General features: G+C 72.8%; 17 protein-coding genes and 2 pseudogenes. 17 read left to right on the top strand and 2 right to left on the bottom strand.

Features of this window, described 5'->3' with window-relative positions; genetic code table 11:
- Positions 1-109 precede the first annotated feature (109 nt).
- On the top strand, positions 110-631 hold the full coding sequence (locus ACFMQL_RS38785; protein ID WP_378789776.1) for a cupin domain-containing protein: 522 nt from the start codon (positions 110-112) through the stop codon (positions 629-631).
- A 3-nt stretch (positions 632-634) separates the two neighbouring features.
- Here ACFMQL_RS38785 and ACFMQL_RS38780 read toward each other — a convergent pair whose 3' ends face one another.
- Positions 635-1798: a low temperature requirement protein A gene (locus ACFMQL_RS38780; protein WP_364067859.1), complete on the bottom strand. Its 1164-nt coding sequence runs from the start codon at positions 1796-1798 to the stop codon at positions 635-637.
- A 279-nt stretch (positions 1799-2077) separates the two neighbouring features.
- On the opposite strand from ACFMQL_RS38780, the gene ACFMQL_RS38775 reads away from it, so the two are divergent.
- From ACFMQL_RS38775 to ACFMQL_RS38740, 8 genes are all read left to right on the top strand, one after another.
- A complete protein-coding gene (locus ACFMQL_RS38775; protein ID WP_378789774.1) occupies positions 2078-5110 on the top strand; it encodes a BTAD domain-containing putative transcriptional regulator in 3033 nt (1010 codons plus the stop codon).
- A 118-nt stretch (positions 5111-5228) separates the two neighbouring features.
- Positions 5229-7679, top strand: a complete 2451-nt coding sequence (gene rph / locus ACFMQL_RS38770; protein WP_378789772.1) for a rifamycin-inactivating phosphotransferase — start codon at positions 5229-5231, stop codon at positions 7677-7679.
- On the top strand, positions 7583-7834 hold the full coding sequence (locus ACFMQL_RS38765; protein WP_378789771.1) for a PEP-utilizing enzyme: 252 nt from the start codon (positions 7583-7585) through the stop codon (positions 7832-7834). The genes rph and ACFMQL_RS38765 overlap by 97 nt, the downstream gene beginning before the upstream one ends.
- An 89-nt stretch (positions 7835-7923) precedes the next feature.
- Positions 7924-9087, top strand: coding sequence for a hypothetical protein (locus ACFMQL_RS38760; RefSeq protein ID WP_378789769.1), 1164 nt, complete (start codon positions 7924-7926; stop codon positions 9085-9087).
- A 137-nt stretch (positions 9088-9224) separates the two neighbouring features.
- Complete coding sequence (locus ACFMQL_RS38755) at positions 9225-9893, top strand: hypothetical protein (RefSeq protein ID WP_378789767.1); 669 nt, start codon at positions 9225-9227, stop codon at positions 9891-9893.
- A 536-nt stretch (positions 9894-10429) separates the two neighbouring features.
- Positions 10430-11185: an FCD domain-containing protein gene (locus ACFMQL_RS38750; RefSeq protein WP_364067849.1), complete on the top strand. Its 756-nt coding sequence runs from the start codon at positions 10430-10432 to the stop codon at positions 11183-11185.
- A gap of 38 nt (positions 11186-11223) precedes the next feature.
- The gene (locus ACFMQL_RS38745) at positions 11224-12408 is read left to right on the top strand and encodes a mandelate racemase/muconate lactonizing enzyme family protein (RefSeq protein ID WP_378789765.1); all 1185 of its coding nucleotides are present in this window, start codon (positions 11224-11226) and stop codon (positions 12406-12408) included.
- Positions 12405-13373, top strand: a complete 969-nt coding sequence (locus ACFMQL_RS38740; protein ID WP_378789763.1) for a U32 family peptidase — start codon at positions 12405-12407, stop codon at positions 13371-13373. Before ACFMQL_RS38745 ends, ACFMQL_RS38740 begins: the two co-directional genes overlap by 4 nt.
- 479 nt (positions 13374-13852) lie before the next feature.
- Here ACFMQL_RS38740 and ACFMQL_RS38735 read toward each other — a convergent pair whose 3' ends face one another.
- Entirely contained in the window at positions 13853-14074 is a 222-nt protein-coding gene (locus ACFMQL_RS38735) for a hypothetical protein (protein ID WP_364067843.1), read from the bottom strand.
- Between the two features lie 369 nt (positions 14075-14443).
- Here ACFMQL_RS38735 and ACFMQL_RS38730 point away from each other — a divergent pair.
- From ACFMQL_RS38730 to ACFMQL_RS38695, 8 genes and pseudogenes are all read left to right on the top strand, one after another.
- Positions 14444-15064, top strand: a pseudogene (locus ACFMQL_RS38730) (alpha/beta hydrolase fold domain-containing protein); the annotation flags it as partial.
- A gap of 64 nt (positions 15065-15128) precedes the next feature.
- A pseudogene (locus ACFMQL_RS38725) lies at positions 15129-15293 on the top strand (hypothetical protein); the annotation flags it as partial.
- A 3-nt stretch (positions 15294-15296) separates the two neighbouring features.
- Entirely contained in the window at positions 15297-15767 is a 471-nt protein-coding gene (locus tag ACFMQL_RS38720; RefSeq protein WP_378790260.1) for a cellulose binding domain-containing protein, read from the top strand.
- A gap of 362 nt (positions 15768-16129) precedes the next feature.
- Positions 16130-17182 carry a ketoacyl-ACP synthase III family protein gene (locus ACFMQL_RS38715; RefSeq protein WP_364067839.1) on the top strand — a complete coding sequence of 351 codons (1053 nt, stop codon included), beginning with the start codon at positions 16130-16132 and terminating at the stop codon, positions 17180-17182.
- The gene (locus ACFMQL_RS38710; RefSeq protein WP_364067837.1) at positions 17179-17433 is read left to right on the top strand and encodes a phosphopantetheine-binding protein; all 255 of its coding nucleotides are present in this window, start codon (positions 17179-17181) and stop codon (positions 17431-17433) included. Before ACFMQL_RS38715 ends, ACFMQL_RS38710 begins: the two co-directional genes overlap by 4 nt.
- Positions 17434-17446: 13 nt before the next feature.
- Positions 17447-18079, top strand: a complete 633-nt coding sequence (locus ACFMQL_RS38705; protein ID WP_378789760.1) for a ketoacyl-ACP synthase III family protein — start codon at positions 17447-17449, stop codon at positions 18077-18079.
- Entirely contained in the window at positions 18076-18489 is a 414-nt protein-coding gene (locus ACFMQL_RS38700; RefSeq protein WP_378789758.1) for a 3-oxoacyl-[acyl-carrier-protein] synthase III C-terminal domain-containing protein, read from the top strand. Before ACFMQL_RS38705 ends, ACFMQL_RS38700 begins: the two co-directional genes overlap by 4 nt.
- Before the next feature lie 33 nt (positions 18490-18522).
- Positions 18523-22368 carry a type I polyketide synthase gene (locus ACFMQL_RS38695; RefSeq protein ID WP_378789756.1) on the top strand — a complete coding sequence of 1282 codons (3846 nt, stop codon included), beginning with the start codon at positions 18523-18525 and terminating at the stop codon, positions 22366-22368.
- Positions 22369-22450 lie beyond the last annotated feature (82 nt).

Raw genomic sequence — 22450 nt, 5'->3', positions numbered from 1 at the left:
GCACTCGGGCGGAATGTCCGGCTCTCAGAGTAGCGGTGGCCCGTTGATTGACTGTCATTCATTGACTTATATTCAACGAAAATACGACCCTCTACGAGAGGAGCCCGCCATGGCTCTGGACCTGCCGCTGCCGTCCAAGGACAACCCGGTCTGGACGGCGGCCAACGGCTTCATCGTGCGCAAGGGCGACGGCGTGATCCGCCGTACCGGCCACGAGGTCTTCTCCGTCAAGGTCACCGGCGATCAGACCGAGGGCGCGTTCGCCTTCATGGACGGCATGATCGAGCCGGGGCACGGCAACGTTCCGCACGTCCACTCCGAGGAGGACGAGGCGTTCTACGTGGTCTCGGGGACGTTCGAGTTCATCAACGGCGACCGCAAGATCACCGCGAGCGCGGGCGACTTCCTCTACATCCCCAAGGGCACCCGCCACGGCTTCAGGAACGCCGGCGACGCGCCCGCCCAGCTACTCGTGTTCTACCTGCCCGCGGGCCCCGAGTCCTTCTTCCTGGCGTACGGCGAGACCGACGGCGAGCCACAGCCGTGGACGGACGAGAAGTTCAACGGCATGATCGACATCCTGGGCGCGCACAACATGGTGCTGCTGCCCACCGGCCACGACTGGGACTGACGCTCATCCGGCGGAGGGAGCCCGCCGGCGCTCGGCGAGCAGCATCGCCACCAGCAGCGCGACCAGGACCGCCAGCTCCGCCAGCCCCGCCCACAGGCCGGCCAGGGCGGCGGCCGGAGCGGCGACCGCGACCACGCCCTTGACCCGCGCCCAGGGCAGCTCCAGCACCCGGCGGAACCAGAAGTCGCCCGCCAGGTACAAGGTCACGCCCACCGCCAGCACGAGCGCCGCCGACGGCTTGAGCGGATCGACGGGATGCCCGATCACCTTCTTGATCCCGGCCGACACCGCCACCACGCCGAGCAGCATCGGGATGTGGCCGTAGAAGTAGGCGCCGAGGATCATCCTGGTCCGCCGCACCGGCTCGGTGGCGGCCAGGGTGCGCTCGGCGGCCGTCTCGTCCTCGCCCGCGAAGTACGCCCACCACAGGCAGGCCGCCAGGCACAGCGCGAGCACCCCCGCCGCGCAGAGGCCGAGGTCGACCGGCAGGTCCTTGGCGCCGATGCCGAGCGCCAGCATCGACTCGCCGAGCACCACGATGACCAGCAGCCCGTGCCGCTCCACCACGTGCGCGGCGCGCAGCGCGAACCCGCGCTGGCCGATGACGTACGGGCTGCCCCACAGCAGGAGCAGCGCGGCCGTCCACGGCAGGTACGACCAGGGCGTCTGGAGGAATCCGGCGACGCCGACCAGCGCCGCCGCGGCCAGGTTGAACGGCAGCACCCGCACGATCGCGTTGGTGGCCTGCGCGTAGAGCGCGCCGTGCACCAGGATCAGCAGCAGGTAGCCGGCGGCGAACGCGACCCCGCCGCCGTCGAACGCGCTCGGGATGGCCAGCGCCATGAGCAGGAACCCGGCCATGCCGAGCAGCACCAGGATCCGCCGCGCCGGACGGGCGGGCGGCACCGCGTTGAGCAGCCAGACGTAACCGGCGTACATCCACCACAGCACGCCGAAGACCAGCAGCGCCTGCAGCGCGCTCTCTGCGACGCTCACCGCCGGATGCCCGGGGCGGGGCTCCTCCATGCCCACCGTCAGCAGCGCGGTGAGCTGGGTGACGGTGAAGACGAAGACCAGGTCGAAGAAGAGCTCCAGGGTGGAGACGCGCAGGTCGGGCTCGTCGTCGGCGTCGCCGGGCCGCTCGGTGAACCAGTGGGGGAGCCGCATGCCGGGCCTTCCAGGAGGCGTGTAATCAAGTAATCGAGTGTCGCGGGCATCGTAGAGGATCACCCCGCATACCTCATTATCCGGACGAAAGCCGCGAAGATTGCCGGCGTTCCGCGCAACCCCCGGCCTCGCCGGGCCCATCCCCTCGTGCGGACCACCATCACCCGCCTGTACGTCACATGGCGGCAGGACGCCGGCCGCCGATCATGATCGGCAATCTTGACGGGTGCGGGCGTTTGCCCGCTTACTGGTGACCCGGAGTCCGATCCAGGGGAGGCCATGGCGGGAGCGACGTTCGGCATCCTCGGCCCCGTCCACGCGCGCCGGGCGGACGGGCGGGAGGTCGCACTCAAGGGCAAGGAGTACGCGCTGCTGACCGCGCTGCTCCTCAACGCGGGCGTGCCGGTCTCGCGCAGGCGGCTCATCGACGCCCTGTGGGAGACGCCGCCCGCCTCCGCCGTGCCCAACCTGCAGACGCACGTCGCGCGCGTCCGCAAGACGTTCGCCGCCGACATCCGGCTGTCCACCGTCGGCCCCGGCTACCTGCTGGAGGTCGCGCCCGGCGAGCTCGACCTGCTCGTCTTCGAGCAGGAGACGCGGCGCGCGCGTGCCGAAATGGAGCAGGGCGACCTGGCCGCCGCCGTGCACCGCTTCGAGCAGGCGCTGCGGCTGTGGCGGGGCCGCCCGGCCGAGGGCGTCCAGCTGCACGACTGGGCGCTGTCCCGGGCGGCCGAGCTGGAGGAGCGGCTCGGCGAGACGCGGCTCGACCGCGCCGAGGCGATGCTCGGCATCGGCCTGCACACCGAGGTGATCGGCGAGCTGCGGCCGTTCCTCGCCGAGCAGCCGCTCAGCGAACGGGCCTGGCGGCTGCTCATGCTCGCCTACGCGCGGGCGGGGCAGCGGCACCGGGCGCTGGAGGCGTACCGGCAGGCCCGCGAGCGGCTCGTCGGCGAGCTGGGCATCGAGCCGGGCGAGGAGCTGCGGCGGCTGCAGGCCGTCATCCTGGCCGACGCTCTCCCGGCGGCCGGGCCGGAGCGGCGCAGACCCGTCTGCCAGCTCCCGCCGGTGCACGCCGACTTCGTCGGCAGGCAGGCCGAAGTGGCCACGGTGACGGCCGCCCTGTCATCGGTGCGCGGCGACGACTCGTCCGCGCCGCCGGTCAGCGCCATCTCGGGTCCCGGCGGCGTGGGCAAGACCACGCTCGCCGTGCACGTCGCGCACCGGCTGCGCGGCGAGTTCCCCGACGGCCAGCTCTACATCGACCTGCGCGGGGCCGAACGGCACCCGCTCGACCCCGCCGAGGCGCTGGCCCGCTTCCTGCGCGCGCTCGGCCTGGACAGCTCGGCGCTGCCCGGCGATCTCGACCAGCGCGCCGAGCTCTACCGCGAGCGCCTGGCCGACTCGCGCTACCTCGTGGTGCTCGACAACGCCGCCGACGAGGCCCAGCTACGCCCGCTCATACCCGGTACGCGCGGCTGCGCCGTGCTCATCACCAGCAGGCACCGCCTGGCCGCGCTGCCCGCCGCGCAGCGCGTCGACCTCGACGTCCTGCCCGTCGAGGACGCGGTCGAGCTGCTCGGCAACATCATCGGGGCCGACAGGACCGCGCGGTCACCCGACGACGCCCGCGACCTGGTACGGCTCTGCGGCGGCCTGCCGCTCGCCGTGCGGATCGCCGGAGCCAGGCTCGCCGCCCGCCCCCACTGGAGCCTGGGCCATCTGGTCTCGCGCATGAGCGACGTCCGCGGCCGGCTCAGCCAGCTCTCCCACGGCTCCGACGAGGTGCGGGCCAGCATCGGCCTCGGCTACCAGGGCCTGCCGCCGCAGGCCCAGCGCATGTTCCGCCGGCTCGGCCTGCTCGAGGCGCCCGAGTTCCCGGTCTGGGCGGGCGCGGCGCTGCTCGACACCACCGAGGAGGCGGCCGAGCAGCTCATCGAGCAGCTCGCCGACGTCCGCCTGCTCGACGTGGCGGGCCACGGCGCCGACGGCGCGGTGCGGTTCCGCTTCCACGACCTGACCAGGGCGTACGCGCGGGAACGCGCCGAGGAGGAAGAGGACGAGCACGAGCGGGCCGCCGCGCTGCGCCGCGCGTTCAGCGGCTGGGTGGCGCTGACCCGGCATGCGCACGGCCGTCTGTGCGGCGGCGACTACCGCGTGGTCCACGGCGACGGCATCACCTGGCGGCCCGGCCAGGCGAGCGCCGACCGCCTGGCGGGCGACCCGCTGGCCTGGATCGAGGCCGAGCGGGCGAACGTCGTCGCGGGCGTCCGCCAGTGCGCCGCGCTCGGGTTCGGCGAGCTGTCCTGGGACTGGGCGACCAGCGCCATGAACCTGTTCGAGACCCGCGGCCTGCACGACGAGTGGCGCGCCACCCACGAGGCCGCCCTGCACGCCGCCCGCGCCTCCGGCGACATCCGCGGCCAGGCCGCCATGCTGCACGGCCTGGCCAGGCTGCGCTTCACCCAGGACGACCTGGCCGGCTGCGCGGCCGCGCTGGAGGAGGCGCTGGAGCTGTTCGAGAAGGCGGGGGACCGGCACGGGCACGCGCTCGCCCTGGTCACCATGGCCGAGGTCGACCGCATCCAGGGCCGCAACGCCGACGCCCTGGCCCGCTATGAGCAGGCCGCCGAAGGTCTGGCGCGGGCGGGCGACCGCAGCACGGAGATCACCGTGGTGCGCGGCATCGGCCGCATCCACTTCAACCAGGGCAGGCTGGAGCTGGCCGAGCCGTTCATCAGGCGGGCGATCCGGCTCGCCGACGACACCGGCGACGTGCGCTCGCGGGAGTTCACCAGGATCGTGCTGGGGGAGATCGAGCTGGCCCGCGGCGATCTCGCCGCCGCCGAGGGCAGCTTCCGCCGGGCGCTGGACGGGCTCGACACGCTCGGCTTCCCGAGCGGCATCGCGTACGCGGCCCTGGGGCTCGCCGAGGCGAGGCTGGCGCAGCACGACGTCGCGGGCGCCGAGCGGCTGCTGCGGCGCAGCCTGGGGATCTACCGCGACACCGGCGACCGGGTGGGCCAGGCGCGCGTGCTGTTCACCACGGCGGAGCTGCGGCGCAGGCAGCGCCGCTTACCCGAGGCCGCCGCCACGCTGCGCGAGGTCATCGGCATCTGCCGGGCCATCCCCGCACCGCGCCGCCAGGGGCTGGCGCTGCGCGCGCTGGGCGACGTGCATCGCGACAGGGGGGATCTGCAAGCGGCTTCTGACGCCTGGCGAGAGGCGCTGGAGGTGTTACGCGCGACGAACGCGCCGGAGGCGGCGGAGGTCGCCGCCCTGCTGGAGCCGCACACCGCTCAACAGCACAAATAAGGCGGTGGTCACGAGACCTCCGCCACTTTCACTGTATAGCAGATCGCCGGGCCTCATGAGAAATCGGAATGTCGTCCATACTTGCCCGTTGCCAGCCGCCCCGACGAACGATGGAGCAATGGACGTGCAGTATGTGCTGGGTTTCGACCAGGCCGACGCGACGGACGCGGCCCGCACCGGCGGGAAGGGAGCGAACCTGGCCGAGCTCTCCCGCGTCGGCGGCGTTCGCGTGCCCGACGGCTTCTGCGTGACCACCGACGCCTACCAGCGGGTCGTGGCCGCCGCGATCGGACCGCGGCTCGACCGGCTCGAAGGCGCCGACCCCGGCGACCGCGCCGCGATCGCCGCCCTCAGCGCGGAGGTGCGCGCGGCCGTCGAAGACCTCGACATCCCTGATGACGTCGCCGCCGAGATCGCCGCCGCGCTCGCCAAACTCGGCGATGCGACCCCCTGCGCGGTGCGGTCGAGCGCCACCGCCGAGGACCTGCCCACCGCCTCCTTCGCCGGCCAGCAGGACTCCTACCTCAACGTCACGGGCCTGCCCGAGATCCTGCGGCACGTCCTGCGCTGCTGGGCCTCGCTGTTCACCGAACGCGCGGTCACCTACCGCGTACGCAACGGCTTCGACCACCGCAAGGTGCGCATGGCCGTGGTCGTGCAGCGCATGGTGTTCCCCGACGCCGCCGGCGTGCTGTTCACCGCCGACCCCGTCACCTCCAACCGCAAGGTCGCCACGGTGGAGGCCGTGTGGGGGCTCGGCGACGCCCTCGTCTCCGGCCAGGTCACCGCCGACGTCTACACCGTCCGCGACGACCGCGTGATCTCCTCCGAGATCGCCGCCAAGACCAGCGTCGTCCAGGCGTCGCCGGAGGGCGGCACCAAGGACGTGCCGGTCGAGCCCGAGCGGCGGGACCGGCCGGTGCTCACCGGCGAGCAGGCCGTCCGCCTGGTACGGCTGGGCCGCCGCATCGAGGCGCACTTCGGCCGCCCCCAGGACGTCGAATGGTGCCTGACCCGCGACGACCTGCACATCGTGCAGAGCCGGCCCATCACCACCCTCTTCCCCATCCCGGAGGCCGGCGACGACGGCAACCACGTCTACCTGTCGGTCGGCCACCAGCAGATGATGACCGACGCGATGCGTCCGCTGGGCCTGTCGTTCTGGCAGCTCACCACGCCACGGCCGATGAAGGAGGCGGGCGGGCGGCTCTTCGTGGACTGCACGCCGCTGCTGTCCACCCGCTCGGGCCGCGCCGCGCTGCTCGACGCCATGCGGACGGCGGACCCGCTGTTCCACGACGCCCTCGAAACCGTCCTCGACCGCGGCTTCGTCCCGCTGAAGGAGGACGACGGGGCACCGCTGCCGCAGAGCCTCGCCCCGCGTGGCGAGCCCGTTCCGACCGACCCGGCCATCGTCACCGAGCTCATCCGGCGCAACGCCGAGTCCGTGGCGAAGCTGCGGCGCGAGATCACCGGACTGTCGGGGACCGCGCTGATCGACTTCATCCGGGACGACCTCGCCGAGCTGCGCCGCCTGCTGTTCGACCAGCGCAGCGGGCAGGTCATCATGGCCGGCATGGACGCGGCCGTCTGGCTCAACGAGCACCTCGACGAGTGGCTCGGCGAGAAGAACGCGGCCAACGTGCTCTCCCAGTCCGTGCCGGACAACGTCACCTCGGAGATGGGGCTCGCGCTCCTCGACGTCGCCGACGTCGTCCGCCCGCACGCGGAGGTCGTCGCGTTCCTCGACCGGGTGGCGGCCGAGGGCCGGCGCGGCAGCGATTTCCTGGACGAGCTGGCCGGGCTGCCCGGCGGCCCGGAGGCGCGCGAGGCCATCCTCGGGTACCTCGACGCGTACGGCATGCGCTGCGCCGGAGAGATCGACATCACCAGGACCCGGTGGAGCGAGAACCCCGCCGAACTGCTGCCCACCCTCCTCGGCAACGTCAGGAACTTCCCGCCCGGCGCGGGCAAGCAGCACTTCGAGCGGGGCCTGGAGGAGGCACGGCGCAAGGAGCAGGACGTACTGACCCGCCTGCGCGCCCTGCCCGGCGGTGAGCGCAAGGCCGAGGAGACCAAGCGGATGATCGACCGCGTCCGCACCTTCACCGGATACCGCGAATACCCCAAATTCGGCATGATCAGCCGCTACTTCGTCTACAAGCAGGCGCTGCTGGGCGAGGCCGGGCGCCTCGTCGCCGCCGGTGTGCTGCGCGAGCCGTCCGACGTGTACTACCTGCGCCTCGACGAGCTGCGCGACGTCGTCGCCACCGGCCGGGCCGACGCCGCGCTCATCGCCCGGCGGCGCGAGGAGTTCCGCGCCTGCCAGGCGCTCACCCCGCCCCGCGTCATCACCTCCGACGGCGAGACCCTCAGCGGCCGCTACCGCCGCGCCGGCCTCCGCCAGGGGCGCTGCCCGGCATGCCGGTCTCCGCCGGCACCGTCGAGGGCCGCGCCCGCGTCGTCACCGACATGGCCGAGGCCCGGCTGGAGACGGGCGACATCCTCGTCACCGCCTACACCGACCCGAGCTGGACCCCGCTGTTCGTGGCGGCCGCCGGGCTGGTGACCGAGGTCGGCGGGCTCATGACGCACGGCGCGGTGGTCGCCCGCGAGTACGGGCTGCCCGCGGTCGTCGCGGTGGACCGCGCCACCCGGCTGATCCGCGACGGGCAGCGCATCCGCGTCCACGGCAGCGACGGCTACGTCGAACTCCTCGACTGATCACTCAAGCCGGGGGCGCGGGCCGGGCGTCCGCAGTACGATCAACTGCTTCTTGCATTCCGCAACGTTTTCGCGGGAGGACATGCGAAATGGTCGATGACTTAGAGCAGAACGCGCCGGGCCGTCGTTCGATGCGGGGCCTGCGCGCCGGGTTCGCCGTGGCGGCCTGCGGCGTCGTGATGGCGCCGATCGTGATGGCGCCGATCGTGATGGGGGCGATCGTGGCCGTGCCGGCGTACGCGCGGCCGGAGCCCGCCGGCCGTACCGTGGCCGCCGCTGCCGCGCGGCCGGTGCCCGCCGCCGGCCGTATGGTGACCGTCGCTCCCGAGCGGCCGATCGAGAAGGCGTGGCCGAAGGCCGTGCACAAGGTGCCGCGCCGCCTGCCCGGCGGCGGGCTCGCGCGGCCCGTGACCATGCTGGGCGCCGGGCGGCTCCTGCTGACCTCCGAGAACCGTCACGAGAGGGCGAACGCCCTGTACGTCCGCCAGCTCCGCAGCGGCAGGACGGTGAAGCTCGCCGACATCCCCCTGCCCAAGGGCACCACGCTCTTCCCCTCCGGCTTCACCGTGGGCCACGGCAAGATCGCCTGGTGGACGGCGCGCGGGCGTACCGCCGACATCTGGGCCGTGCCGGAGAAGGGCGGCAAGGCGCGCAGGGTCGCCTCGGCCCCGCTGCCGCCGCCCTCGCGCTCCGGACACATCACCGGCCTGGCCGTCACGCGGAAGGGTTTCGCCTGGTCGGCGGGCGACTGGGGCGTCTTCACCGTCCCCGCCGCCGGTGGGAGGCCCCGGAGCGTCACGGGGACGAAGGGCCTGCACCTGATGCGCTGGCCGTGGGCGGGCTCGCCCGGCCCCTTCGACCCGATCAAGGCCCCGTACCAGTCGATCAAGAACGTCGAGACCGGCGAGACCCGCGCCGATCCCGCCTCGGGCACCGCCGTGGCCTGCGGCGTCTCCCGCTGCATCGCGCGGGCCGGCGATTCGCCCGCGGGACGTGTGCTGGGCCGCGACGGCCGCCCACAGGGCGCAGTGAACGTGGCCGGGATGCGGCCGCAGCCGCTGCTGCGCGACCGGTTCGCGGTGGCGCAACATCCCGACCGGGCCCTGATCCACGACCTTCGATCCAAGACCAGCGTCGTCATCAAGGGCATCAACACGCGCGTCGGCGACCGCACCGCTGCCGGCGACGACTTCGTGCGCTTCACCCGCGCCGACGGCGCCTACCTCATCGTCGATCTCGCCTCCGTGCGGTGAGGCCGGGCCGGGCTCGCGCGCTCCTCCCCGTGCGGTAGGCGCGGCTCATCCTCGCGAAGGAGGCCGAGACATACCCCTAGGGGGCATCGTGGGAAGGGCGACGGAAACGATCCGGCCGAAAGGAAAGAGGCGCGCGGATGTTGCTCATCGACGTGTACGTCCCCAAGGGAGCCTTCAGCGAGACGGAACGGCAGGAGCTGGGACGCCGGCTCATCGACACGTTCATGGTCGAGGACGACGGCAGTCACGCCGTCGAGGTGCTGAACGCCCAGCGCACGATCACCCAGGTGCTGGTGCACGAGCCCGCCACCTGGGTGCTCGGCGACCGCCCGGCCGCCGACCCCGCCGATCCGCCCCGCTACCTCGTCCGCGTCACCGTCCCCGCGTCGTGGCGCAAGGAGATGTGCGAGCCCGTCCCCGGCCTCGTCATGAAGGCGCTCGCCGAGACCGAGCGGGCGGCCGGGCGCGAACCCGGCCGCCTGGAGCGCGAGCCCCACGCGGTCGTCCTGCTCGAAGGCATCACCGAAGGCGGCATCGGCATCTTCGGCAGGTCGATGAGCAGCATGGACCTCATGGAGTACGTATCCCGCCCGTACCGCGACACTGCCAAAGAGGAAGGAGAGAGCGCCGAGCCGGAGACCGCGGTCGATCCGATCTGCGGGATGTCCGTGGTGCTGGACGACACCGCGCTCACCCTGGTGCACGACGGCGTGACGTACGGCTTCTGCAGCGGCCTGTGCCGCCGCGCCTACGCCGACGAGCACGGGCTCTCGCTCGCCCGCGACCGGCACGCGGACTCGGCCTGACCGCCACCGGGCGGGAGTCCAGGCGCGCATGGCGGACGGCACCCTGTCGCCCCAGCGGTGGAAGGGGACGAAGGTCGGCTCCACCGGGCGGCCCGGCCGGTCGTCGGCCGCCTTGCCGGTGCCCGACCCGGTCGCGCCGTCGCCGCCGTCGCCGCAGCCGCTGAGCGCGCACCGCCCGTCGGCAGCCCTGCCGCGAGCAGCCGCCGGGGGTGCGGGGATCTCTTTCGTCGACGGTGGTCTGCGCCAAAGAGCCGGACGCCGCGCACGGCGGCGCGGAACGGCGAGGCGGAGGTGGGATGGTTCCGGCCACCTTGGAATCCATCAGACAACTCTGCAAGGCATAGGTGCCATCTCGCCGGTTCCCGAGCGGATCCGGCCTGCGATGTCTCGGTGAAACCGCTGCTCGAATGCCGTCTGGTATCGGCTGCCTGTTGTGAACGTATCAGATATGTGTGAAAGTCCTAGACGTGGAAGGGTCGAGCAGCGGCAGGGAACCGGAAGGACCGGAGCCCGTGATGCCGCACCGGCAGGGGATCATGGTCGACACGAGTCGCGGCGGGAGAGACGCCGAGAGCGAGCAGAGCGGTGAGTCCCGCACCGCGAACGTGGTGCGGCACCTGGAAGCGCTCATCTTCGACGGCGACCTGCAGCCCGGCCAGTTCCTCCCCTCGGAGGGCGAGCTGGCCGCCGAGATGGGGGTCAGCCGGCTCACCGTCCGCGAGGGCGTCCGCACGCTGGAGGCCCGCGGCCTGCTCGAAGTGCGGCGCGGCCGCAGGCCCGCCGTCGCCCACCCCAACGCGGCGCCGCTGAGCGGCTTCTTCGCCGCCTCCCTGCGCCGCGACCCCCGCAACCTGCTCGAACTCGTCGAAGTGCGGCTCGCTCTGGAGGTCCACGCCACCACGCTCGCCGCCCAGCACGCCACCCGCACCGCGCTGACCTCGCTGGAGCTGGCCTTCGACACGATGCGCCAGGCCACCGACGAGGAGTCGTTCAACCAGGCGGACGTGCGCTTCCACGCCATGCTCGCCGCCGCAAGCGGCAACCAGATGATCAGTTTCCTCATCGAGGCGATGGACGAGCCCATGCACGAGAGCCGGCTGCGCAGCCTGCGCGGTCACCTCGCCAGGGGCCGCTCGATGGACGACATCATGGACGAGCACGCCCGCATCCTGGCCGCCGTACGCGAGCGCGACGCCCGCGCCGCCGCCGAGGCCATGCGCGAGCACCTCGTCCAGACCCGCATGGACCTGCGCGCCTTCCTCGCCCTGCCCACCGGCGACGGCCAGGGCTGACCCCGAGCGCAAGCAGTCCCCAGCACTCCTGGAGAAAGATGAAGATCACCGCAGTCGACACCATCGTCGTCGGCACCCCGTGGCGGGAGCTGACGTTCGTCGAGCTCACCACCGACGACGGGCTCCGCGGCCTCGGCGAGGCAAGGATGCTGAACAAGACCGACACCCTGCTGGCCTGTATCGAGGAGATGTCGCGCCGGTACGTGCTCGGCAGCGACCCGTTCGACGTGCAGCGCCTGGCGTGGCGGTTCTCCTGGGAGGAGTACGGCCGGGCCGGCGAGGTCACCCAGACCGCCCTGGCCACCATCGACATGGCCTGCCACGACCTCATGGGCAAGCACCTCGGCGTACCCGTCTACCGGCTGCTCGGCGGGCGCTTCAGGGAGCGCACCCCCGCCTACGCCAACGGCTGGTACCAGGGCGAGCGCGACCCCGGAACGATCGCCGAGATGGCCGCGGGCGTGGTGGCGAAGGGCTACCGCGGGCTGAAGATCGACCCGTTCGGCGCGGCCACCGCCGAGCTGTCCGCCCCGCAGCTGCGCAGGGCGTGCGACATCCTCGCCGCCGTACGCGCGGCCGTCGGCCCCGAGGTGGAGCTGATGGTGGAGATGCACGGCCGCTTCACCGCCGCGACGGCCGCCAAGGTCGCCCGCGCCATCGAGGAGTACGACCCGGCCTGGATCGAGGAGCCGGTCCCGCCGCACGACGTGCCCGGCCTGCGCCAGGTGCGCGCGGCGACCTCCATCCCCATCGCCACCGGCGAGCGCGTGCACGCGGTTCCCGAGTTCCGCGAGCTGTTCGAGCAGGGCCTGGTGGACATCGTGCAGGCCGACCTCACGCACATCGGCGGCTTCACCGGGCTGCGCAAGCTCGCCGCGTGGGCGGAGGCGTACAACGTGCTGATCGCCCCGCACAACGTCTGCGGCCCGGTCGGCACGGCGGCCAACGTGCACCTCGCCGTCGCGTCCCCCAACCACAAGATCCTTGAGCACTTCAACGACTTCGCCGACCCGTGGGTGAAGGACCTCGTCCATGGCGCGCCCCAGGTGGACGCGGCCGACGGCTGCTTCGCGCCGCCCACGCAGCCGGGGCTCGGCGTCACGCTCGACAGGCAGGCGTGCGCCCGGCATCCGCGTACGAACGCGCACTTCAACCTCGTACGCGACGGCTGGGAACGCCGCGACGGCGCCGGTGCGACGGCGGTGACGGGGGTGGGGGCATGAGCGGCGTCGGCGGCGGCATGCCGCGCCCGGCCGAGCTGCTGGCCTCGCTCGGGCTGCCCGCGGGCGACCTCCACGACCTGCCCGCCTCGTCCAAGCGCTTCCCCGACGGGGCGCAATACCGCGTGGAGATCCCCAGCGTCGAGGGCCCTGAGTGCCTGGCTGCGGTGCTGGAGACGGCCCGCACGCTCGGCGTTCCGGTCACCCGCGTCTCCCAGGGCACCGGTGTCGGCCTGCTCACCGGCGACGAGCTGGCGGAGATGGCCTCGCTCGCCGCCTCCGCCGGCGTCGAGGTCAGCCTGTTCGCCCGGCCCTGCGCGGGCTGGGACGCCTCCGCGATGGCGCGCAGCACCGCCGGCTCGATACTCGCGCCTGCCGCGCGCGGTCAGGACCAGGTCGCGGCCGTGCTCGACGAGATCCTGCGGGCGGCGGAGCATGGCTTCCGCAGCGTGCTCATCGCCGACATCGGCGTCCTGTCGATCTTCGGCAGGCTCCGGGCGGCCGGGTACCTGCCGCCCGACATGCAGGCCAAAGTCTCGGTCATGCTGCCCGCCGCCAACCCCGAGTCGGCGCGCATACTCGAGGACCTGGGCGCCGACAGCCTCAACCTGCCCACGGACCTGACGCTCGCCCAGATCGCCGCCATCCGGGCCGCCGTGGACATCCCGCTCGACGTGTACGTCGAGGCGCCCGACAACGTCGGCGGGTTCGTCCGCCACTACGAGCTGCCCACGCTGGTCGAGGTCGCCGCGCCGGTGCACGTCAAGTTCGGGCTGCGCAACGCGCCCGACGTCTACCCGGCGGGCACCCACCTGCTGGCCACCACGGTGGCGCTGTCGCGTGAGCGGGTCCGCCGCGCCCGCCTCGGTCTCGACCTGCTGGCCCGGCACCGGTCCGATGTGCGGGGCACCGCGCCCGGGGACGAGGGCGCGCAACTGCGCATCCCGGTCCCCGCCGACCGCTCCTGACGGCACGCCGAGCCCTGTTGACGGCACGCCGAGCCCTGTTGACGGTGCGCCGAAGCCTGCTGACGGCACGTCGAGCCCTGTTGACGGTGCGCCGAGGTCCGCTGATGGCGCGCCGAGCCGTCCCGACGGCACGCTTGCCGCCCGCCCCGGCCCCTCTCATGCGGCCGGGGCGGCCGCGCGCGTGTCAGTCGTGGACCCCGGGCGGGCGTGCGCGTGTCAGTCGTGGACCCCGGGCGGGCGTGCGCGTGTCAGTCGTGGACCCCGGGCGGGCGTGCGCGTGTCAGTCGTGGACCCCGGGCGGGCGTGCGCGTGCCGGGCGTGGACCCGGGGTCGGCGGGCGTGTGCCGGGCGTGGACCCGGGGGCGGCGGGCGTGTGCCGGGCGTGGACCCGGGGTCGGCGGGCGTGTGCCGGGCGTGAACCGTGAGGCCGCCGGCGTGCGCGGGGCGTGCGCGTGTCAGGCGTACAGGAAGAAGTGTGTTCAGGCGTAGAGGAAGAAGTACCGGTAGCGGCTCTCCCACACGCACGAGTAGTCCTGCCACCAGTCCTGCGTGATGCCCTGGTGACCCACCCGCTCGCAGTCGGCGTAGTGCTTGAAGACGCCGACGAGCCGGTCGGCGGCCTGCGCCGGCGCGGCGCCGATGGTCAGCGACATCGCGAGCGCCGTCACGGTGGTGCAGACAACAGCGCGTGCCTTACGCATTCGTCCTCCTGGGGCTGGGGGTCGTGACGCCGGACATTATCACTTACCGAGCGCCGTGAGAATTGTCAGAGCCGATTCGACAGCGGCTATTCACGCGCTTTTTCTGGCGTGATCACCACGGGTGATGCGGGCGTCACTTTTCGGGGTGCCCGGCCGTCGTGTCATAACGGCCTGGAAATGCCTCGGGGGCGGGTATCCGACCGCCTGTGCGCGCCCGTGCTGATCTTGGCGCTCTGTGCCCACTAAGTACGCTTTATGGCGTTTTCTCGCCTTATTAGCGTGCAAGGCGGAGATCTTTGACCATTCTCGCTCTGGTGTCATATCGTCGCCCCGCCCCTATCGAGTGAGCCGATCATCCGGAGCCGCACCATGCACGCTCGACCCCGCACGGCCGTGATCGTCTGCATGGCGATGGCGCTGCTGGCCGCCGTCGGCTTCTCCGCGGCCTTCTCCCGGCCGGCTCAGGCCGCGCAGGTCATCACCGACATCGCCTATGCGCCCGCGCAGCCGACCGGCAGCAGGGGCCACCTGCTCGACCTCTACCTCCCGGACGCCGGCACCACCCCGAGGCCGCTGCTCATCTGGCACACCGGCTCGGCCTGGAGCAGCGACGACGGCAAGGAGGGCGCGGACGCGATCGCCGACGTCTTCGGCCCGCTCGGCTTCGCCGTGGCCGGCGTCAGCGTCCGCAGCAGCGCCCAGGCGACCTTCCCCGCCCAGGTGCACGACATCAAGGCGGCCATCCGATGGCTGCGCGCGAACGCCGCCACGTACGGGCTGGACCCGAACCGCTTCGCGATCGCCGGCGACTCATCCGGCGGCTGGCTGACGGAGATGACGGTCTTCTCCGGCGGCGTCGCCGCGCTGGAGGGCGACATCGGCGTCACCGGCGTCTCCAGCGCCGTGCAGGCCGGGCTCGCCTTCTACAGCCCCACCGACTTCCTGCAGATGAACGCCCAGAACCTGCCGGGCGGCGGCCTCGACCACGACTCGCCCGCCTCGCCCGAGTCCCTGCTGGTCGGCTGCGCCATCCAGACCTGCCCCCGACAAGGTCGCGCAGGCCAACCCCATGACGTACGTCGACGCGAACGACCCGCCGCTGCTGTTCCTGCACGGCCAGGCCGACTTCCTGGTGCCGCACGGGCAGAGCGTGCTGCTCTTCGAGCGCGTCAAGGCGCAATGCGGCCGCGCCACGTTCGTCTCGGTGCCCGGGGCCGACCACATGATGGACCAGATCATGGATCCCGCCCACTACGGCTCGGAGACCGTGCGCACCACGGCCGACTGCGGCGAGACCGCCGGCACCGGCACGCTCAACCCGACCTGGCCCAACTTCGTCACGTTCCTGCGCGGCGGGCTGCGCATGGGCACCTCCTGCGAGGTCTCCTACTCCACCGGCGCATGGAACGGCGCGTTCAACGGCAGCGTGACCGTCAGGAACACCGGCACCACCCCCGTCTCCGGCTGGACCGTCACCTGGATCTGGCCGGGCGACCAGCAGATCACCGACGCGTGGAACGCCGTCGTGACCCAGACCGGCGCCCAGGTGGTCGCCCGTGACGACGGCCACAATTCCTACATCGGCCCCGGCTCCAGCCAGAGCTTCGGCTTCTCGGCGACCGCCACCGGCTCGAACGAGCGACCGGCCGAGTTCAAGGTGAACGGCATCACCTGCACCACGGCGCCCTCCTGAGTGCCCGCCAGGTGAACGGCGCGCGCCTTAAGGCGCGCGCCCGCCGCCGCATGCATTCCTTCCGCCGAATTCCGCTCGGTGAAATTTGATCGACCCCTGTGGAAAATCGGATTTCCGCAATTCAACACGTTCGGGCGCGCGGCGGTCACGATATGTCGCCGACCAAATGCTGGACATCACCATTGCCTCGTTCGGCAGGCCGCCCCTATCCTTGCCGTGAAATCGGCCCGCCGGCCTATTCCGCGGTTTCCCACCCGCCGGACGGGCCCTTGAAATCCCCGGGCCCCGCGCCATTTCACAGCGGTCGCCTTCCCCTTCTCAGAAGGCCGCCGTCCGGGATCGTCGATGAATGAAGGGGACGTGTGCGCATCTCGAACATCTACGTCAGAAGCATCGGCGTCCACGTGCCGGAGAGCGTGAGCGTCGAGCACGCGGTACGCGAGGGCTGGTACCCGGCGGAGGAGGCGGAGCGGTTCCGCCAGCTCGGCGCGGCCGTCGCCGGTGACATGCCCGCACCCGAGATGGCGCGGCTCGCCGTGCTCGACGCCTACGACCGCTGGGGCGAGTCCGCGCCGCGCGAGCTCGATCTGCTGCTCTACGCGTCGGTCTGGCACCAGGGCCCCAACGGCTGGCAGCCCCAGCACTACCTCCAGCAGCACCTGCTCGGCGGCGGCGTGCCCGCGTTCGAGATCAGGGCGGGCTGCGTCGGCATGATCAGCTCGCTGGAGCTGGCGGCCAGCTACCTGCGGGCCGACGACGCGCGCGAGACCGCCATGGTCGTCTCCGCCGACAACCACGGCACCCCGCTGGTGGACCGCTGGCGGATGACGCCGGGCGCGCTCATCGGCGACGCCGCGGCCGCGCTCGTGCTCGGCAAGGACTACGGCATGGCGGAACTGCTGTCGGTCAACGTCGCCGTGATCCCCGAGGCCGACGCGGTCAACGCCGGCGCGTACCCGCTGTTCCCGCCGGACGCCACCGTCGGGCGCGGGCTCAGCTTCTCCGACCGGCATGAGGAGTTCCGGCAGCAGCTGCTCAAGAAGCAGGGCACCGGCATCCACCTGACCATCCAGAAGACGATGATGCAGCAGGTCGAGCAGACCCTCGACGAGGCCGGCATCACGCTCGGCGACATCACGCGGGTGGCGTTCCCGCACGGCAGGCGCGAGGACCTCGACGGGCAGATGGCCTGGCTGGGCATCGAGGAGGACCAGACGACCTGGGAGTACGGGCGGCGCGTCGGCCACTGCGGCGCCGCCGACCAGTTCATCGCCTTCGAGCACCTGCTCGCGACCGGTGCGCTGAAGCCCGGCGACCACCTGCTCGCGGTCGGGTTCGGCTCCGGCACGTCCGTCGCCGCGGCGGCCTTCCGCGTCCTGTCACCCAGCCCCGTCACGCAAGGAGCACGCGCATGACCGACGACCTCACCGGGAAGCTGGTCGCGTTCGTCCAGGACAACCTCGTCCAGGACGGCGACGACCTCACCATCGACGCGCACACCCCGCTGCTGTCCTCCGGGCTGCTCGACTCGCTGCGCACCGCGCGGCTGCTCACCTACCTCCGCAAGGACCTCGGCATCGCCGTGCCCGCCGCCAAGCTCGACCCCGAGAACTTCCGCGACGTCGCCACCATCGTCGCGATGGTCGCCGAGCTCGAAGCCGTCTAGCGGGGGAGCGTTCATGCGGTACGCCGACACCTACATCGCCGGCGTGGGAGCCTTCGTCCCGCGCACCGTCGTCAGCGTCGAGAAGGCCGTCGCCAAGGGCTGGTACCCGGCCGAGGAGGCCGACCTGCACCAGCTCGCCGGAGCGGCCGTGGCCGGCGACCTGCCCGCCCCCGAGATGGCCCTGCACGCCGCGCGCAGCGCCCTCAAGCGCAGCGGCCGCGCGCCGGGCGACCTCGGCCTCCTGCTGTACGCCTCCACCTGGCATCAGGGCCCCGACGGCTGGCCCCCGCACTCCTACCTGCAGCGCCACCTCGTCGGCGGCGACGCCCTGGCCACCGAGATCCGGCAGGGCTGCAACGGCATGTTCATCGCCATGGAGCTCGCGGCAGGACACCTCAAAGCCGGCCGGGCCGGCCCGCCGCCCTGCTGGTCGCCGCCGACAACTACGGCACCCCGCTCATGGACCGCTGGCGCATGGGCCCCGGCTACATCGGCGGCGACGCCGCCGCCGCGCTCGTGCTCAGCAGGGAGCCAGGTTTCGCGCGCCTCGCGTCGATCTGCACCACGACCGTCACCGAGGCCGAAGAGCTGCACCGAGGCAGCGAGCCGCTCTTCCCGCCCGGCGTCACCGTCGGCAGGAAGATGAGCTTCACCGCACGCAACGAGCAGTTCCGGCAGCAGATCATGCCCACCGGCGAGGCCACCGCCGCGCTCTTCTCCATCCAGCGGGCGCTGGAGGAGGTCGTCGAACGGCTGCTCGCGGAAAGCGGCATCACGCCCGCCGACCTCACCCGCGTGGCGTTCATGAACTACTCCAAAGAGATCGTCGAGCAGCGCTGCATGGCCCTGCTCGACCTGCCCATGTCCCGCTCCACCTGGGATTACGGCCGCACCATCGGCCACTGCGGCGCCGCCGACCAGGTCCTGTCACTCGACCACCTGCTGCTGACCGGGCGGCTCGGCCCCGGCGACCACCTGCTCATGCTCGGCACCGGGCCGGGCGTGACCGTCTCCGGCGCCGTCATCGAGATCATCGACACCCCTCAGTGGGCCTGAACATCGCGACACATCGAAGGGAAACCGACGCGCATGGCCGACAGCCCCCGCGCAGCCCGGCAGGAACCAGTGGCGGTGATCGGCATCGGCTGCCGCCTGCCAGGAGACGTGCAGGCACCGGATGAGTTCTGGGACCTGCTGCGCGCCGGCCGGAACACCACCGGGCCGCTGCCCGACGGCCGCTGGCGCCCGTACGAGCGGCGCAGCCCCGAAGACGCCGCCGCGCTGCGCGACGCCGTACGCTACGGCAGCTTCCTCCGCGACATCGAAGGCTTCGACGCCGAGTTCTTCGGCCTGTCGCCCCGCGAGGCCGAGCTGATGGACCCGCAGCAGCGCCTGGTCATGGAGACCGCATGGGAGGCGCTGGAACACGCGGGACTGCCGCCGCACACCCTGGCCGGCACCGACGCCGGCGTGTTCATCGGCGTGTGCACCGCCGACTACGGCGGGCGGCTGCTCGAAGACCTGCCCCAGATCGAGGCGTGGACCGGGATCGGCGCCGCCACCTGCGCCGTCGCCAACCGCGTCTCCTACTCCCTCGACCTGCGCGGCCCCAGCATGGCGATCGACACCGCCTGCTCGGCGTCGCTGGTCGCGCTCCACCTCGCCGCGCAGAGCCTGCGGCTCGGCGAGAGCGACGTCGCCCTGGCCGGCGGCGTCAACCTGCTGGCCACGCCGGGCCAGACCCTCACGCTCGGCACCGCGGGGGCGCTGGCGCCCGACGGGCGTTCGAAGTCGTTCGACGCCGCAGCCGACGGCTACGGACGCGGCGAGGGCTGCGGCGTGGTCGTGCTCAAGCGGCTGGCCGACGCCCGGCGCGACGGCGATCGCGTGCTCGCGCTCGTCATCGGCAGCGCCGTCAACCAGGACGGCCACACCAACGGCATCATGGCGCCCTGCGGCGAGGCCCAGGAACACGTGATGCTGCGCGCCTGCCGCCAGGCGGGCGTCGAGCCGTCCACCATCGACTACGTCGAGGCGCACGGCACCGGCACCCGGCTCGGCGACCCGCTGGAGGCCGCCGCACTGTCCGCCGTCTACGGCGCGGGCCGCCCGCCCGGCGACCCCTGCCTCATCGGCTCGGTCAAGTCCAACATCGGCCACCTCGAAGGGGCCGCAGGCATCGCCGGCGTCATCAAGGCCGTGCTCGCGCTCGACCGCGGCGAGATCCCGCCGACCGTGCTGACCACCCTCAACCCGGCCATCCCGTGGGACGGCTCGGGTCTGCGCGTGGTGACCGAGCCCACCGCCTGGCCGCGCCGCGACCACCCGCGCAGGGCCGGCGTCTCCAGCTTCGGGTACGGCGGCACGGTCGCCCACATCGTGCTCGAACAGGCCCCCGTCGTTCCCGAGCGGCCGGTGGAAGAGCAGACGGGGGAGCGGCTCTACCCGCTGTCGGCGGCATCCTGGCAGGCTCTGCGCCAGTACGCGGGCAGGCTCGCCGACCACGTGGACGGCGGGCTCGACCTGGCGTCGCTGGGACACACGCTGGCGCTGCGCCGTACCCACCTGGCCCGCCGGGCCGTCGTGGCGGCCGGTGGCCGGGACGAGCTCGCCGCCGCCCTGCGCAGGCTCGCTGACGACGTGCCCGCCGAGACCGTCATCACCGGCGATGTGCTGCCCGACCTCGGGCCGGGGCCGGTCTGGGTGTTCTCCGGGCAGGGCTGCCAATGGCGCGGCATGGGACGCGAGCTGCTCGCCGTGCCGGAGTTCGCCGCCCTGGTCGACGAGGTCGAGCCGATCTTCGCCGAGGAGATCGGGTTCTCGCCCCGCCAGGTCCTGTCCGAAGGCGACCTCGGCTCCATCGACCGCGTCCAGACGATGATCTTCGTCATGCAGCTCGGCCTCGCCCGGCTCTGGAACGCCTGCGGCGTCGCTCCCGTCGCCGTCATCGGGCACTCCGTCGGCGAGATCGCCGCCGCGGTGACCGCCGGAGCCCTGAGCGTCGCCGACGGGGCCCGCCTCATCTGCCGCCGCTCCCGGCTGCTGCGCCGGGCCGAGGGCAAAGGCGGCATGGTCATGGTCGGGCTGTCGTTCGAGGAGGCGTCGGAACGGCTCGCGGGGCGTACCGACCTGGTGGCGGCCATCGCGTCCGCGCCCGGATCCACCGTGCTCTCCGGCGATCTGCCCGCCGTCGAGGCCGTGCTGGAGGAGTGGCCCGCCGAGGGCATCGTGGTCCGGCGGGTGGCCTCCGACGTCGCCTTCCACAGCCCGCACATGGAGCCGCTCGCCGCCGAGCTGGCCGCCGCCACCGCCGGCCTCGCCTTCGGCGCGCCGCGCATCCCCATGTACACGACCACGCTGCCCGATCCCCGGTCCACGCCCGTGCTGGACGGTGCGTACTGGGCGGCCAACCTGCGCGACCCCGTACGCCTCGCCGCCGCCACGACGGCCGCCGCCGAGGACGGACACCGCGTGTTCCTGGAGATCTCGCCGCACCCCGTCGTCGCGCACTCCGTCACCGAGACGCTGTCCGAACACGGGTACGAGGACGTCTTCGTCGGCACCACCCTGCGCCGCAACCAGCCCGAGCTGCCGGCCTTCCACGTCGCGGTCGGCACCGCCCACTGCCACGGCGTCGAGGTGGACTGGCGGCGGCTCCACCCGTCCGGCGGGCTCGTCACCCTGCCCCCGTACGCCTGGCAGCGTCGCCGCCACTGGCGCGACCCCTCCACCTTCAACGACCGGCCCGGCCACGACCCCGCCTCCTTCACCCTGCTCGGGGCCGCGACCAGCATCGCCGGGAGCGGCACCCGCGTGTGGCGGACCAGCCTCCAGGACGCCGACCGGCCCTACCCGGGCAGCCACGCGCTCAACGGCGTCGAGATCGTGCCGGCCGCCGTCCTGGTCAACACGTTCCTGCGGGCGGCCGCCCGGTCGCCGGAGGAGGACGTCACGCTGACCGGCGTCGAGATGCTCCATCCGCTGATGACCGCCGAACGCCGGGAGATCCAGGTCGTGCACGACCCCCCGGCCGTCCGTCTCGCCGCCCGCACCCCCGCCGCCCCCGGCGAGCCGGAACCCGCCTGGCTGGTCCACGCAGGCGCCCAGGTCGCCCCCGCCCGCCCCGCCAAACCCGATGTCCTCCCGGACCCCGGCGCCCTGCGCCCCCTCGACCCCGGCTACGTACACCAGCGCCTCGCCTCGGTCGGCGTGCCCTCGACGGGCTTCGACTGGACCATCGACACATTGCTGGGCGGCGACGGCATCCTCCGCGCCACGGTCCGCACCGTCGCAGGGAGAGGCAGGAACGCGGAGGGGCCGGGGAGCTGGGCACCGGCGCTGGATGCGGCCATGTCGGTCGCGCCCTGTGTGTTCCCCGGCGACCCGGTGCTGCGCATGGTCGTACGCATCGACGAGGTCGTGCTGACCGGCACCCCGCCCGCCGCGGTGATCATCGAGGCGGCGATGGATCCGGCGGCCGGCGACACCGTACGGGCGCTGATCGCCGACGTGGACGGCCGCGTGCTCGGCCACCTCACGGGCCTGCGCTACCCGGTGATCGACGCCCCCGCCCCCGCCGACGACGACCTGGGCGGCCCCGCCGAGTCGTTCGCCGGACTGCCGCCCGAGGCGCTGCGCGAACGCGTGCTGCCCGAGGTCCGCGCGGAGATCGCCGCCGTCATGCGGCTCACCCCCGACGCTCTCGCGATCCGTCGTCCCCTCGTCGAGCAGGGCCTGGACTCGGTGATGACCGTCATGGTCCGCCGCCGCTTGGAACGCCGCTTCGGCTGCCGCCTCCCCGCGACCCTGCTCTGGCAGCAACCCACGATCGCCGCCATCGCCGCCCACCTGGCCGGCCTCCTCACGTCTCGCCGCGAGAAGCCGAAGGCGGAGGCGCCGCCTGCGGAGGACAGCGCCCCGGTGATCGCCGGCTGAGCGGGGCGGCCCGAGGACGGAGACCCGCCTCGGGCCGCCCTCCCGCTGCCACCCTCAGACCGCGCGAGCCGTCACACCTTCG

Source organism: Nonomuraea fastidiosa (assembly GCF_042751225.1).
GTDB classification, from domain to species: domain Bacteria; phylum Actinomycetota; class Actinomycetes; order Streptosporangiales; family Streptosporangiaceae; genus Nonomuraea; species Nonomuraea fastidiosa.
Note: the sequence above shows the minus strand (reverse complement) of the source record. Positions and strands in the feature narration are given on the sequence as shown.